Source organism: Acinetobacter sp. 789_lipA, assembly GCF_058242845.1.
Genome location: NZ_JBZAYS010000001.1, coordinates 2,988,878 through 3,004,775 on the forward strand (window position 1 = coordinate 2,988,878; position 15,898 = coordinate 3,004,775).

Sequence of the window (15,898 nt, forward strand, 5' to 3'; positions counted from 1 at the left end):
TAATACTTTGGCATAAAAAAAGGGATGATTTTCATCATCCCTTCAGATAATAGTCTATTTTTAAACCATTATGCACGTTCTAAATAATCGCCAGTACGAGTATCTACACGAACGCTTTCTTCTTGCTGTACAAATAATGGAACACGTACTACAGCACCTGTTTCCAATTTTGCAGGTTTACCACCACCGCCAGAAGTATCACCACGTACACCCGGATCAGTTTCAACAATTTTCAAAACTACGAAGTTTGGTGGGTTTACTGTTAATGGCACGCCATTGAACAACATAATGGTACATTTTTCATTTGAATCGTCTTTTAACCATTTTGCAGCATCGCCCATTGCTGTTTTGTCAGCAGCGATCTGTTCAAATGATACAGGATCCATGAAGTTCCACATTTCACCGTCGTTGTACAAGTATTCCATTTCTACTTCTACAATGTCAGCCGCTTCTAAAGAATCACCAGACTTAAATGTTTTTTCTAAAACTTTACCAGAACGTAAATTACGTAGTTTTACGCGGTTAAATGCTTGACCTTTACCTGGCTTTACATATTCATTTTCCATGATTGAACATGGGTTACCATCAAGCATAACCTTAAGGCCTGACTTGAAATCATTCGTAGAATAATAGGCCATGACTGGCGCACTCCAAACTAACTAACTTAAATATTTATGTCTTTATCTTAGACACCAAAGCTTTGAAAAGCAGGGCCATAAAGATAGGGCATCTTTTTTGATGCCTCGCATTGTAAATGAGCAAGGTGTTATGAAGCAATGAAAATCCACTGCCTATAAGCCGAAGATCTTGATAAAATAGCCCTGTTCCGCGTGTTTTTGTGCATTGAAAAAGCCTTTTTAGACCACACACATCAGAACAACTCGTTTCGACATCACCCGATTTGATGACCTAACTTTCTTTTGTCCTAGTATTTGACCCCTTATTGCATGACTCATTATTTGTACCAAGAGCAAAATTGGCAAGCTCAACTCAGTGATTTAATTACCGATCCTTTAGAATTACTTAACATTCTAGAGCTTTCTCCTGAGCAACTGCTGTCAGGCGCACTGCTTGCATCAACCCAATTTAAACTCCGTGTTCCCCGTGCTTTTGTGACAAGAATGCAAAAAGGTAATCCGCTTGATCCTTTACTCCTTCAAGTCCTGCCCCATCATCTTGAGCTTGAAGAACATCCCGACTTCGTGACCGACCCCTTGGGTGAGGAACAAGCCAACCAACAACCCGGTGTTTTGCACAAATATAAAACTCGTTTCTTACTGACACTGACTGGGGCATGTGCCGTTCATTGTCGTTACTGTTTTCGTCGACATTTCCCCTATCAAGAGAACCTGCCAAAGTCAGAAGATTGGATCAATATTCAACACTATATTCAGTCGCAACCTGACATTAATGAAGTCATTTTGAGTGGCGGAGACCCCTTAACGCTGTCCAATCGTAAAATAAAATTATGGATTGAACGCCTAGAAAGTATTCCTCAACTTAAATTTTTGAGAATTCACTCACGAGTTCCTATCGTAATGCCTAACCGTGTCGACGATGAGCTAATTTCCATCTTAAAAAACAGTAGGCTGCGCATTATTCTAGTGGTACACTCAAATCATGCATCGGAATTGGATGATTTTACCTGCCGTCAATTACAGCAATTAGTCGCAGAAAAAATCACCATTTTCAATCAAGCGGTTTTGTTGAAAGGGGTCAATGATCATGTTCAAATTTTGACAGATTTGAGCTACCGTTTATTCGATGCAGGTGTATTGCCATACTATTTACATGTTTTAGATAAAGTAAAAGGGGCTCACCATTTTGATTTAAACCCGCAAGATATTGATTTCTTATACCAAGGATTATTGGCGAATCTACCCGGCTATCTGGTTCCCAAGCTGGTCAGGGAAATTGCGGGAGAAAAGAATAAGACACCACTTTTCGGGGTTTCAACTTTTTGAGTTAAATAATAACGATGATGACGACGAGTACTTCAGATATCTTCCAAAAACCAACCGAATTAAAGTTGGATAAGCTTAGTTTTTGCCCAAGCACAGTCAAAGGCTTACAAGAATGGTTAGCAAACTTATCCATTTTACAATTGGGTGACTCTTCTCGTTCCTTATTTCAAGCATTACTTGAAGTCTCCGAGCTTCAAGTCAGTGAAACACTTCGTTTTGATTTGGTTCAAGTACTGCATCCGAATTTGGAAAATGTGCTTACCAGTTTAGAGAAACATTTTTTTAATCAAGGCCTCATCACCACTGACCGAAATGACCATATTATTGAGCTTGCCTTATTAATGCGTAGTCATTTTGCTAAAGTCTATATCGACATTGCAAAACGTGTTTCTCAGCAAATCACTCAAAATAAGTTTTCTCTATTTGCTTTTAATCAAAAAAAGAACCTACAAACGGCTCGAACCGTATCGAGTTATTATGCTTTACAACAACTGTCACTGTTGTTGTACCAACAACACTTGCTCTATAGTTCCCCTATTCCGGGTCAGTGGCTAGCGGCTCATCAGCTCTTAGATTCTGCTATCCAAAATAACTTCTATTTGACCAACATTAATCAAATACAAGGTACACAGCATCAACTCAACAATATTAGCCAAGCCTATGCGCAGCTCATTCTATTGGATATTTTTAATACCCATCAAATCCGTCCAGGTGAGATTCAAGGGCTATTTTTGTGTAGTTTTGATTGGGCGAAACTGATTCAAATATTACCTAAAGAAACCACCTTATCTCGCTATATTGTCGATGCATCAAAAGACTATCCACCGACCTATAATTCTCAAAAAAACAGTCATATTCAACCCAATATTTTTATCTCGACGCAAGCCCTGCTTGATCATCTCTCAGAGATGCAAACCAAACGCGCTGAGCCACTGTCTCGCGATGAGAAGATTTTCCTTACCCCTGCTCTGCATTTTCACATTCATAACTTATTGACCAATAACATTGAACGTAAGCATGAGCGTTATGAATACTCTGCTCAATTACAAATTTGTTTTGGCCTGTCAGTCGCACATTTCTATTTGTCTAAAGGCAAGAACTTTAATGAAACTTTAGAGCTAGAAGGTAACTACAACTTTCAGAATGAAAGTCACGTGATCAACTCCATGAACAGTAATATTCCTGTGGAGACAAGTTCTGCTCGTATGATTGATCGTGAATCGAAACAAATCTACCCTGCCGAAGTTTTAGATATTAGTGTGAATGGTTACCGTATTCGTTGGACTGGACCAACACCTGCACATTTAAAAACAGGTGAGTTTATTTTGGTCCAAGAAAATGCGCATAGCCAATGGCGCGGTGGTGTGATTCGCTGGATTAAACAATCAAGTGAAAAAAGCTTGGAACTAGGGTTAGAAATCTTAGCGCAAGATCTTTTCCCATGTGCCGTAATGGTAAAAACAGACCGAACCACTCAGAACTATCAACCTGCGTTATTGGTACAAACGTCCCAGCTTGATGAAGTACAGACTAGTCTTATTGTCCCAGGTTCGAATATGTACCGAGAAAAACAAACCATTCACTTACGCCTAGGTGATGAAGATCTTAAAATTTATTTAGTAAAAGCACATTTAATTACACAAAGTTTTATTCGTTTTGATTATGAATTGTTGAATGACCAACAAGAACCATTGGTTCAAAGTTTTATTCAAAAGCAAAGGAATGCTATTAAGAATCACGATTTATGGGAAGCATTGAAGTGAGAAATCCATTATTATCTAAAAAGTTAAAACGTACGGAAACACGTTTACTCATTATTGATGATAATCAGATCCGTTATAACCAAATTCGTGACCTTTTAACTTCTAGCGATCATCAAGTTCATGCCACTTTACTGGATGACTTACAAAACTTTGAAAAACAGCTTCATCTGCCTTGGGATGTGGTGATTTTTGGTCGCGCTTATGACTTAAAGTATGAACAAGCACTAACTTTGATTCGCAACTCTAACCAAGTCAATTTACCGCTGATTTTATTAAAGCCAGATGAATATCAATCAACCCAATACGCAAGTTTTATTCGTAAAGGGGTCTATGATATTTTGGACTTAGAAGAAGCGGATAACTTTTACTTAGGTCTACTACGTGCGCTGTCATTAAGTCGTTTATTGCAAAGCCAACAACAACTTATGAATGAGCTTGAAACGGCTCAAAGCCAAGCACAGGCTTTAGTTGAAGAAAGTAATAAAGCCATTGCTTTAATTCAAGAAGGGATTCATGTTTCAGCCAATGCTGAATACTTACAACTGTTCGGCTTAAGCTCTGAAGATGATATTATTGGTCAACCGCTGCTTGATATTCTCCAGCCGAAAGATGTAAACGATTTCAAAATCCGTTTTAAGAAAATTTCACAAGGTCAGTTTGATTTAGGCGCTTTTGAAGTTGCTACTCTCAATAGCAATGCCCAAACTCAAAATCCTTTAAAAGTTGAGTTTTTAGCTGCACCTGAAGATGATGCTCTCCAACTGACGATTGAAGTCGAATCTGAACGCCCTGCTGCTCCATCAGCCAACACTGAAAAGCATGCGATACAACCTAATACGTATCAACAAATTAACCGTGCTATGACCAAACAGCCTTCTGATCAGAATGCTTTGGTTAGCTTTGCACTCAGCTCTTGTCCAGATGAAATTTTTAAAGCCAACTGGGCAACTACGCGTGATTATTTTAACAATATTTACAGCTTTTTAAATGAACAGACTCATATTCCTCTGTTTAAGGCGGGTGGGCAAACCATCGTTGGTTTATTCCAAGCAGAATCACAGGCCAAACTTGAATCTAAGCTGATTGCGTTAAATGCGCTCACCAAACCACAACTCATTACCGTAGAAAACAATAGCTATCCAGTAAATTTGCGCATTGGCTATACTTTATTGAAAGGGGAAATTTCAAATCAAGATCAGTTTGAAAACTTGTTATGCTCAGCCTTTAAAACCGCTTTACCGACCAATCAAGACGATTGCGAAATTGAGCAAAAAGCCAGTATTGATATGCCTGTGATTGAGTTGATTAATCCTACAGTCAGCGATACTTTAGACACCCAGAAAACAGCAAATGAACCTACGGTACTTAAAGCTTTACATCTAGCTTTGGAGCGTGGCGAGATTCATCTTAAATATCAACAACTTTATGACAAAGAAGACACCAATTTATATACCTATGAGGTTACCAGTGGCTTTATTTATGGTAACACATGTAAAGATATATCGAGTCTCAAAGAGTTAAGTGAAGACCACGAACTGTCTATTAAACTTGACCGCTGGATTTTAGTTGAGTCGTGTAAACAGCTACACAATTTTATCACTCAGTATCCTGAAGCAAAGTTGATTGTAAATTTAAACAAAGCCGTACTGTTGAATGACCGCTCTTTCCCTGAATTTATCGCCAAACTGATTACCATTGTACGCAGTAAGTTAAGTCACCCAATTACCCTTCAGTTCTCTGAGGATGATATCAGCCAGAACATTGCTGAAGCGCAAAAATACATTACCCAACTTCGCCAATATGGTGCTGAAGTTTCGATTCGTGACTTTGGTAATAGTATTTATAGTGAATCTATCCTACGTCAGCTCGATATCAACAATCTCACTTTACATGAAAACTTAACTCGCATGCTCAGTAGCGACGCCAACACGGAAGAGTTGCAAGAAAAAGTTGCGGTATACCATCAATTGAAAAACATTCAAATTATGCTGCGTGATCTGAATGATATGACGTCGTTTGCCAATGCATGGAATGTCGATGCCCGCTTTATTCAAGGCGATTATTTCCAAAAGAAACTCGATCATCTGATTGATGTGCAGGATCAGTAAAGCTTTGACCTTGGATACTGACCTCTAAATTTCAAGGCCCCTATACGGGGTCTTTTTATTATATGGTCTAACTAGCAGCCCCATGACTCTGTATTCAAATATCATAGGCATAAAAAAACGGGCAAATGCCCGTTTTTTTCTTTTGCTATTAGTCGCGTTTGATAGAACGTGACATGCCAGCAAAACGCTGTTTGAACTTGTCGATACGACCTCCAGTGTCAACGTTCTTTTGCTTACCAGTGTAGAATGGGTGGCAAGCTGAACATACGTCCAGGTAAACAGTTTCTTTACCAAGTGCTGAACGAGTTTCAATTACGTTACCGCAAGAACATGTAGCAACTAAAGTTTGGTATTTTGGGTGAATATCGGCGCGCATCGTCGATTACTCCATAAAAATTAAAGAAGGTTTTGCTGTCATCGCAATTGATCACTCTCAAAATTGAGGAAAGGGCCACTTAATTAAATTAAGTTGCAGATCAACACCATAACAGACCATTCTTTTGGCCCACCGAGACGGATACCGTCAGGGCTAAGCACAACAAGTGGCAAATATTATACGAGATATAGTATCAGATAGCCAATTATTCTTTCGTTTCAATTTCAGATTGCTTGGCCCAATAGTTAGCAATAATCCCACACACCATCAGCTGTATTTGATGAAAAATCATAATCGGTAAAACAATCATCCCCAAAGGTTGTCCAATAAAAAGAATCTGTGCCATCGGAACACCACTAGCCAAAGTCTTTTTAGAGCCACAGAAAAAAATGGTTTTCTGATCGGCACGATTAAAGCCTAACAAACGTGGTAAAAACAACCCAAGCAACATAATAATCGTCAATAAGACCGAACAGACAATGATCAATAAGATTAAAGTACCAACACTCACCTCTTGCCATAGACCGGCCACCACAGCACCGCTGAAAGCACCGTACACCACCATTAATATCGAACCCTGATCGAATGCTTTGACGATGCTTGGCATTTTTTGCATATACGGAAAGACATATGGTCGAAGTAGCTGTCCAAGGACAAAGGGAACCAACAGCAATAAGGTGATTTGAAGAATAGACGAGGTTGGATCAAAACCATGCTCTGATTGCCCCAAAATGAAAAAGGCCACCATCACAGGAGTAATAAACATCCCGATCAAATTCGAGAATGAAGCACTACATACCGCCCCAGCCACATTGCCTTGCGCGACCGAAGTAAACGCAATTGAAGACTGTACTGTCGATGGCAAAAAGCACATAAACAAAAAGCCCCAATACAACTCCTGCCCAAGTAGTGGTACCAATACAGGTTTAGCAAGCAAACCTAAAACGGGAAAAAGGATGAAGGTAAATGCAAAAACCAACGCGTGGAGTTTCCAATGCATCATGCCCTGAATCACGGCTTCACGGGATAGTTTAGCCCCATGCAAAAAGAATAATATTGCAATCGCGACCGTCGTCAGTACACCAAAAACACTGGCAGCTTGACCTGAAACAGGGACAAAGCTGGCTAAGAGCACCATAACAAATAGCAATAACGTAAACCGATCGAGTGCCAATAATTTCAACATACCAACATCCTGTCATTCCTCTAAAAATGAAAAAGCCCAGTGACTAATTTACCTTTGGGTAAATTCATCTTACTGAGCTATATAAATAAAGCTAGCTTTTACAGAATATGTTCAATATTTTTTTAATTAATACTGTGCATACACGCTGCATATGACCGAATAACGGTTTAGTTATTACGTGCATTATTATCTTGTTGAATCAGTTCAATTTTATAGCCATCTGGATCTTCTACAAAGGCAATAACCGTTACGCCACCCTTCATTGGTCCGGCTTCACGCACGACATTACCACCGCGCGCTTTGATTTCCTCACAAGCTTTATATGCATCGTCTACTGCAATCGCTATATGACCATAAGCATTGCCCAGTTCATAACTGTCCGTATCCCAGTTATGTGTCAGCTCTAAAACCGTATGATTTTCTTCATCACCATAACCCACAAATGCCAAAGTAAAACGACCTTCTTCATAATCACGCTTACGAAGTAAAGTCATACCAAGCACTTCAGTATAGAATGCCAAAGATTGTTCTAAATTGCCTACACGTAGCATGGTATGTAGCATGCGCATTGGAATTTCCTCATGATTTATTCTCAGCCACCCAATATAGGCAATGCCGCTCTATATTTCAAACCTCAACCATAAAAAAAGCAGCCACAAGGGCTACTTTTTTCATTCGAAATAAATCGATGCTTTAACTTTGCTCAGCGGCATGCTCACGTAGAAGTTTCGCCACCCAGACCACTAAGATTAAAATTGGGATCCCAATGAGTGTGGTCAGCAAGAAGAAATTTGGATAGCCAATATTGGACACAATTGTCCCTGAATATCCACCTAGTATTTTAGGTGTCAACGTCATCAATGAACTAAAAATCGCATACTGAACCGCAGTAAAAGATACGCTGGTCAAACTTGATAGAAATGCAATAAATGCAGCACCAGCTAAACCTGATGCCAAGTTATCGACAATAATCGCAAAATACAGCCAGTTTGAACTATATTCTTTAATCACCTTCCCTTTAACTTCTAACTGCCCATCAACTGCTTTATTCAAATTAATCGGTTGAAGATCAACATCTAGAGTTGCAGATTTCTCAGCTTCAGGATCCACCTGATAATTCAGTGCAGTGTGTTGTTGCGCACGCTCATTTTGCATCAATACGGCATTCAGCTTTTTAGAGTTTGAATCAAGAAGCAGTTGAGCAGGGATTGCTGCGCTAAACACACCTTCTTTGTCTAACTTTGCATCAAAGCTTTGACCATCTAAGCTCAATTTAATACTTTGGTTTTCAGCCAGTGTAGCAAGGTATTGACCTCGTACCACGATACTTCCTTCAGACTCTCGTTGATCAATCACATTATCAGCCGTGATCGGAAGCAAGAGCAATGCCGTAGATGCACCCGGTTGACTAATATAAGGCAATGTGACCGAGACAGGCTGTGAAGTATCATTTTGAAAACTGGCCGTTGCAGTTAGACGTTCATTTGCCTGAAGTTGCTCAACAGGAACCTTAATTGCCCATGCACCTGTCTCATCCGCTTGAGTTTTGAAACTTTGCTCACCGACATTGATCACAACATCATTTAAAGGTTGTCCTGATTTGACCAAGCCAATAAAGATGAGATTGGTTGAGCTGGCCAAAATTGCCCCGACAAACATCAGCTTCATGATGTTCATGCGCTGCGCCAGTAGTCCTCCTAAAAAACCACCAACCAAACTAAAAATCACCCCATAAACTTTCACCGCTTCAGCAATCTGCTCTTTGGTAAAGTTTAAGTCCTGATAGAACACATTGGAGATCACACCTGCAATAATGTCGGAAATACGGTAAAAACCAATCAACAATAGCAATACCAACGCCAATTTCACGCCATAGCGCTTAAAGAAGTCAGCAACAGGATTCACCCATGTTTCATAGGCCATTTGTTTATTCACAGCACCCATTTTGACAAGGCTTGAACCCACCACAAATGCAACAGCGCCAGAGCCAATAAAACGTAAAGCCTCAAAACAAAACAGTGCAAAACTATCTTTGATGGACCAGAGCTGAATCAGCATTTCTGTGAGCTTGCCTGAGTAAATATAACTCAGTACAAAACTCACCACAGATACAAAGAAAACTGCCACTAAACGATAATAATCTACTCGTTTATATTCTTTACGTACCCGATCAACTTGTGGCTCACGTATACATAATGTGGTTGCAATCCCGACCAACATGACCGCCGCCATTGCCAAATACGTCCACTTCCACGCCTCATAAATATAGTTGCCTTTGGCTGTACCCAAATAAGCCGCTAAAAATAACGCGCCCGCACCCGCAACGATCATCCCGATGCGATAACCAGCGTTATAAGTTGAAGCCAACACCGTTTGCATTTGCGTTTCTGACAGCTCAATACGATAGGCATCAATCACAATATCTTGTGTCGCGGCAGAAAAACCTAAAAGCACAGCACCCGCAGCCATCTGGTAAAGATAGCTCTGACCAAGAGACGGATCTGAAAAAGCCATGATAGATATGGCACAGATAATTAACAGTTGCGCGATCAATAACCACGCACGGCGACGACCCAATAATTTGGTCAGCACCGGTACAGGTAATTCATCAACCAAAGGGGCCCAAACAAATTTGAATGAATAACCCAGAGCTGCCCAACTAAAAAAAGTCACAGCGCTCTTATCGATACCTGCTTCCCCTAGCCATAAAGATAAGCTCGAGAAAATTAATAGGATTGGGATACCTGCTGAGAAACCCAAAAACAGCATGATCAACGCACGGCGATCTAAAAATGCAGTAAAGGCGGATTTCCATCCTGAAGATTGTGTTGTCATTACGTTTTTGTTGTCTTAAAACCAATGCTGCTATTCAAACCCTTAATACAATTTGTTTCAACCTGATTTATAAAATCAATGTTCTATTTTTGTCGACAAACACTGCGACTTTGCTTGATCTTTTGCATTAAACCTGTATACCTTTAAGTTTCTAACGCAATCTTTAGTTTCGGATTTCAAAGTGACCCAAAAACACGATCAAATGAGCTCTTCTATATCTGTACCACCCGCATTAAATAGTCAAGAAAATCCAGAAAACAACCTTAGTTCAGCATTTGACCAACCCGAAATTCAAACGACCTTAGCAAAGACACAACTTCAAGCAGAGCAACTGACGCACACCCCTGCTCTGGATAAGATTCCAGCCTCAACGCGTCGTATTAAACCGCTCAATAATTTTTTAGGGCAAGACCGTGCACGTGCTTCAGTTGAAGCAGGCATTTCATTACCTTACTCTGGCTATAACATCTTTGCCGTAGGGACAGCTGGCTTGGGCAAGCGCACCATGGTCAAGCGGTTACTCCAACAACACGCCAAAAATATGCCAACACCGAACGATTGGGTTTACGTTTATAATTTTAAAAGCCCACGTCAACCGATTGCTTTAGAGTTGCCTGCGGGTCAGGCAGTAAAATTTCAAACCATGTTACATCAAACATGGCAAACCACTTTAAAGCAGCTCGAGCGCCGCTTTACTGCTGAAACCTACCACAACCGTATAGAAGCCATTCACCAACAAACGGGTGACGTTCAGCAACAAGCCTTGATTGAATTGACTCAAGAAGGTGAAGAACTCGACCTCAAACTGATCTCTCGTAATGATGAGCACTGCTTTATTCCCGTCCAGTATGTAGACGATAAAGTATTGGAAATGACGCAGGCCGACATCAATGCGTTAAGCTCGAAAGAGCGTTCTGAAATTAATGCCAATATACGCCATATGGATAAAAAACTTGAGCGTTTAGGCATGCATTTAGGCGACTTGGAGGAAGATGCCCGCGATAAAGTTCAAGTATTGAACCGCGATATTGCCAAGCAAGTTTTATTACCTAAAGTCGAACAGTTACTGACTAAGTTTGCTGAGGTTGAGGGCTTAAAAGACTATTTAAAATATTATGCTGAAGACATTATTAACAATGTCGAGGTTGTACTCGAACAAGAAGAAGATGACTTTACCCCAGGCCTGTTTAGTCGTATCCCTTCACGCTATCAAGCCAATGTCGTTGTGTCGCATAAACCCAATGCTGGTGCACCGGTTATTTTTGAAGACTTCCCAACTCACTACAATTTACTTGGCCATGTAGAGCAACTGACTCAACATGGCACCATTACTACAGACTTTACCCTAATCCGCCCAGGGACATTGCATAAAGCCAATGGTGGTTTTTTAATGTTAGAAGCAGAACAACTGCTTGAACAGCCTTATGCATGGCAAGGTCTAAAACGTGCTTTAAAATCAGGCCAGTTAAAACTTTCTTCACTTGAACATATGTTGACACTGACAGGAAGTATCTCAATTGAACCTGAAGCAATCCCGCTTAATTTGAAAGTGGTTTTACTGGCTGAGCCTGAAATTTATTATGAAATACTCGAAGTAGAACCTGAGCTTGGCAGTGTCTTTAAAATCCGTGCCGACTTTACTGATACGTTGCAACGTAATGAAGTAAATGAACAAGCCTATATGCAGCTGATCGCAGACTATGTACAGGCCGATAAACTACTTCCTTTTGATCGATCTGCCCTTTCTGCGCTTTTGACCGACTCTAGTCGTCAAGCCGAAGATCAAAGCTCCCTATCTCTGCATGCCCTCACTTTGGGTGATTTGATTCGTGAGGCGCATCATCACGCCTTCCAATCAGGCGATAAAATGGTCTCGGATCAACACATTAATATGGCATTAGATCATCGCAAATATCGCTTAGGCTATTTACGTGAGCTCTATTGGCAGGATTTGTCACGTGGTACACAGCTCATCGAAACGCGCGGACACCGCCTCGGCCAAATTAACGCACTTTCTGTCATTCACTATGCGGATGTCGAGTTTGGCTTACCGTCACGTTTAACAGCCTCCGTGTATCAAGGCGGCGGCGATATTCTAGATATTGAGCGTAGTGTCGAGCTCGGTGGCTCTCTGCATGCGAAAGGTGTGCTATTGATGTCCTCATTCTTAAAAGCACACTTCGGTCGTGAACAAACCCTACACTTCTCTGCCGCGCTTGCTTTTGAACAAAGTTATGGTCAAGTCGATGGTGATAGCGCCACGGTTGCTGAACTCTCCGCTTTAATCTCTGCAATTAGTCAGCTACCGATTGATCAGTCTTGGGCGATTACTGGCTCAATGAACCAATTGGGTCAAGTTCAACCGATTGGTGGTGTCAATGCGAAAATTGAAGGTTTCTTTGATGCATGTAAACTTCAAGGTTTAACTGGCAAGCAAGGTGTGATTATTCCACGCCAAAACATGCAACATTTAATGTTACGTAAAGATGTGATTGAAGCGGTTTCAAATGGCCAGTTCCACATTCATGCTATAGATACGATTGATCAAGCGCTTGAACTACTTATGGCTCGACCAGTCGGCACTTTAGACAAGAAAGGACGCTATACCAAGAAGTCTATTTATGCGGCGGTGATGGATCAGCTAGATTATTGGCAAGCCATTGAAGATGGTGCTGAGTTTGAAGAAGAGCCGAAGAAAAAGAAAAAAAAGAAGAAGGACAAAAAAAAGGCAAAAGCTGAAAAGAAGACAGTTGCAACTGAAAATGCAGCGGAACAAACTCCTGAAACCATAAGTACAGCAACTACAGCGGATTAACCCTTTCCCTCAAACAAAAAAAAGCGCCTCAATGGCGCTTTTTTACAACTGAAGATTAAGCTTCAGGTGCTGGACTATGCTGTTCAACTAAAGGTTGTAATTCACCTTTTTGGAACATGTCTAGAATAATGTCACTACCACCAATCAACTCACCGTTGATCCATAACTGTGGGAATGTAGGCCAGTTTGCAATTTGTGGTAACAAAGCACGAATATCTGGATTTTCAAGAATATTCACATAAGCAAACGGACGACCAATTTGACTAAGCGCTTCTACAGCACGTGCAGAGAAACCACATTGTGGAAACTGTGGGGTGCCTTTCATATAAAGAAGTACAGCGTGTTTTGCAATTTGGTCACGAATTAACGCTTCGGTATCGCGTGCTTGTTCAGTCATTGATCAATCCTCAACTAATCTAACCCGCATTATACCCAAAACGTAGAAAAACAGTATGCCTAAAGCAATATTTCGACTTTTATTTAGATTTAGGCTTTAAAACTACAAGCATAATTGCTTAATATTGGATTTCACTTCCCCTCTAACAGATAAGAGTTAGTCATGAATAACATTACCCTTGCTCCTGTACAAACTGATCAACCCTCTCATTTGATGCCAGTATTTGGCCGTCAGCCGATCAGCTTTGTCCGAGGTCGAGGCTCTTATCTGTACACAGAAGATGGTACTGAATACTTTGATGCGCTAACGGGCATTGCAGTCTGTGGTTTAGGCCATGCACATCCTGTCATTGCAGAAGCGATTGCAGAACAAGCGGCAACGCTCATTCATACCAGTAACTTGTTTGAAGTACCTTGGCAAACGGCTGCAGCACAAAAACTTGCTGAAGTTGCTGGCATGGAAGAAGTATTCTTTTCAAACAGTGGTGCAGAATCCAATGAAGGTGCAATTAAAATTGCTCGTAAATTTGGCTACATGCAAGGCATTGCCAATCCAAAAATCATTGTTGCAGAGCACTCATTCCATGGGCGTACCATGGCAACTTTATCGGCAACAGGCAACAAAAAAGTCCAAGAAGGCTTTGGCCCATTGGTTGAAGGTTTTATTCGTGTCCCATTCGGCGACATTGAAGCCATTGAAGAAGCTGCAATCCATCATCCTGACATTGTCGCAATCTTTGTCGAACCAATTCAGGGCGAAGGTGGGGTCAACACTGCTCCGCAAGGCTTTAGCTACTTGGAAGAGATTCGTCAGATCTGTAATCAGCATAACTGGCTGATGATGTTGGACGAAGTCCAAACAGGTAATGGCCGTACAGGCGAATACTTTGCCTACCAACACACCAACATCATTCCTGATGTACTCACCACAGCCAAAGGTTTAGGTAATGGTTTCCCCATTGGTGCGGTGATGACTCAAGGTCGTGGTGTAGGCGTATTGACCGTAGGTAACCACGGTTCAACGTATAGTGGCTCAGCATTGGGTTCGCGTGTGGTGTATACCATCATCGACATTATGCAAAAAGAAAACATTGTACAAAATGCAGCTGAACAAGGCGCTTACATCGTAGAACAACTGCGTAAGCAACTTGCCGATCAAAATGTGATTGTCCGTGGCTTTGGTTTGATGATTGGTGTGGAGCTACCAAAAGCATGTGGTGACTTGGTCAACATCGCTCGTGATGAATACCACACCATCATTAACGTTACTGCGGGTTCTGTGGTGCGTTTACTGCCGACCTTGAATATTACCAAAGATCAGGCGGATCAACTGATTGAACGTCTAGTGAAAATGATTAAAGCGTACTTGGCTTAAGCCAAAAAAGTCTGGTTCTAAAATTGCTTTTTGCATATTTCGGAACCAGACTTTTTGAAATGAATCGGCCAACTAAATATTAAAGTTTTGGATCACGCATTTGCACCAAACTTGCATTGGTTTTAGTTAAGGTTTCCATCACTTTATTCATGACTGCTGGTACCAAAGCATCTGCCATTTGCGCAGCTTGTAAGCCTAACTTCTCACCTAAAGTCGGTTTCTTACGCGTTGAGATGACATAAACATCATGATCGGTCAGCAAATTAAGCAAATAAGCATCTGAAGTTTGTAACTGATCGACCAAATTCAAATCTAAAGCATCTTGCCCATACCAGTGCTCACCTGTTGCTACTTTCTCAACATTGAGCTGTGGACGATATTTTTCAACAAAGTGTTTAAACAGCACATGCGTCTGTTGTAACTCTTCTTCAAACTTCGCCTTACCTTCTGCTGTATTTTCACCAAACATCGTCACTGTACGTTTATATTGGCCTGCTGTGTACAGTTCAAAATCGATATTGTGTTCTTTTAGCAGACGATTAAAGTTAGGAACTTGCGCGACTACACCAATTGAACCAACAACCGCAAAAGGTGCAGCAATAATCTGATTGGCGATACATGCCATCATATAACCACCACTCGCTGCAACTTTATCGACACAGATCGTGAGATTGAAACCTGCATCACGTAAACGAACCAATTGTGCAGCAGCCAAACCATAACCATGCACCATACCGCCTGGGCTTTCTAGACGTACCACAACGCGATCACGCCCTGCTTTGGCTGTCGCTAAAATCAAGGTAATTTCTTCACGTAAACTTTCTACCGATGTTGCCGCAGTATCGCCTTTAAAATCTAGAATATAAACTTTTTGATTGGCCTTTTTACGATGACGTGACTCTTTCGCTAACTGCTGAGTCAGTTGCAGTAACTCTAGTTTAGAGGCTGTTGTTTGCGCTATTTTTTTACGTTGTTCATTAATACGCGCATTTAAATGTGTAATTCGAATTTCAGCGGGAAGTTTCGGTAAATGAAATAACATAGAAATTATATTCTCTAAAATAATACGTCGGTATATGA

The 15,898-nt window shown here is 40.9% G+C and carries 12 protein-coding genes; 5 read left to right on the top strand and 7 right to left on the bottom strand.

Going from position 1 to position 15,898, the window contains the following annotated elements; genetic code table 11:
- Positions 1-68: 68 nt before the first annotated feature.
- Positions 69-638, bottom strand: coding sequence for an elongation factor P (gene efp / locus AC4CUZ_RS14775; RefSeq protein ID WP_004693574.1), 570 nt, complete (start codon positions 636-638; stop codon positions 69-71).
- Between the two features lie 309 nt (positions 639-947).
- On the opposite strand from efp, the gene epmB reads away from it, so the two are divergent.
- From epmB to AC4CUZ_RS14790, 3 genes are read left to right on the top strand one after another with little or no spacing between them, the layout of a single operon-like run.
- Positions 948-1,964: an EF-P beta-lysylation protein EpmB gene (gene epmB / locus AC4CUZ_RS14780; protein WP_279741156.1), complete on the top strand. Its 1,017-nt coding sequence runs from the start codon at positions 948-950 to the stop codon at positions 1,962-1,964.
- 17 nt (positions 1,965-1,981) lie between these two features.
- Complete coding sequence (locus tag AC4CUZ_RS14785) at positions 1,982-3,727, top strand: cyclic-di-GMP receptor FimW-related protein (protein ID WP_490748075.1); 1,746 nt, start codon at positions 1,982-1,984, stop codon at positions 3,725-3,727.
- Positions 3,709-5,835: a sensor domain-containing phosphodiesterase gene (locus tag AC4CUZ_RS14790; protein WP_490747873.1), complete on the top strand. Its 2,127-nt coding sequence runs from the start codon at positions 3,709-3,711 to the stop codon at positions 5,833-5,835. Before AC4CUZ_RS14785 ends, AC4CUZ_RS14790 begins: the two co-directional genes overlap by 19 nt.
- A 148-nt stretch (positions 5,836-5,983) precedes the next feature.
- On the opposite strand, the gene rpmE is transcribed toward AC4CUZ_RS14790, so the two are convergent.
- The 4 genes from rpmE to AC4CUZ_RS14810 form a co-directional block, all read right to left on the bottom strand.
- Positions 5,984-6,211, bottom strand: a complete 228-nt coding sequence (rpmE, locus tag AC4CUZ_RS14795; RefSeq protein WP_004693579.1) for a 50S ribosomal protein L31 — start codon at positions 6,209-6,211, stop codon at positions 5,984-5,986.
- Positions 6,212-6,416: 205 nt separating this feature from the next.
- Positions 6,417-7,397: a bile acid:sodium symporter family protein gene (locus AC4CUZ_RS14800; RefSeq protein ID WP_178927881.1), complete on the bottom strand. Its 981-nt coding sequence runs from the start codon at positions 7,395-7,397 to the stop codon at positions 6,417-6,419.
- Positions 7,398-7,564: 167 nt separating this feature from the next.
- On the bottom strand, positions 7,565-7,966 hold the full coding sequence (gloA, locus tag AC4CUZ_RS14805; RefSeq protein WP_004693583.1) for a lactoylglutathione lyase: 402 nt from the start codon (positions 7,964-7,966) through the stop codon (positions 7,565-7,567).
- A gap of 124 nt (positions 7,967-8,090) precedes the next feature.
- Positions 8,091-10,232, bottom strand: coding sequence for an AmpG family muropeptide MFS transporter (locus AC4CUZ_RS14810; RefSeq protein WP_490747874.1), 2,142 nt, complete (start codon positions 10,230-10,232; stop codon positions 8,091-8,093).
- A 181-nt stretch (positions 10,233-10,413) separates the two neighbouring features.
- Here AC4CUZ_RS14810 and AC4CUZ_RS14815 point away from each other — a divergent pair, with 181 nt between their 5' ends.
- Entirely contained in the window at positions 10,414-13,047 is a 2,634-nt protein-coding gene (locus AC4CUZ_RS14815; RefSeq protein ID WP_490747875.1) for a Lon protease family protein, read from the top strand.
- Between the two features lie 55 nt (positions 13,048-13,102).
- On the opposite strand, the gene grxD is transcribed toward AC4CUZ_RS14815, so the two are convergent.
- Positions 13,103-13,444 carry a Grx4 family monothiol glutaredoxin gene (grxD, locus tag AC4CUZ_RS14820; protein ID WP_004693588.1) on the bottom strand — a complete coding sequence of 114 codons (342 nt, stop codon included), beginning with the start codon at positions 13,442-13,444 and terminating at the stop codon, positions 13,103-13,105.
- Positions 13,445-13,606: 162 nt separating this feature from the next.
- Between grxD and AC4CUZ_RS14825 the strand changes: the two genes are divergently transcribed.
- Positions 13,607-14,818: an aspartate aminotransferase family protein gene (locus AC4CUZ_RS14825; protein WP_178927878.1), complete on the top strand. Its 1,212-nt coding sequence runs from the start codon at positions 13,607-13,609 to the stop codon at positions 14,816-14,818.
- 79 nt (positions 14,819-14,897) lie between these two features.
- Here AC4CUZ_RS14825 and sohB read toward each other — a convergent pair whose 3' ends face one another.
- A complete protein-coding gene (gene sohB / locus AC4CUZ_RS14830) occupies positions 14,898-15,869 on the bottom strand; it encodes a protease SohB (RefSeq protein ID WP_490748076.1) in 972 nt (323 codons plus the stop codon).
- Positions 15,870-15,898: the final 29 nt, after the last annotated feature.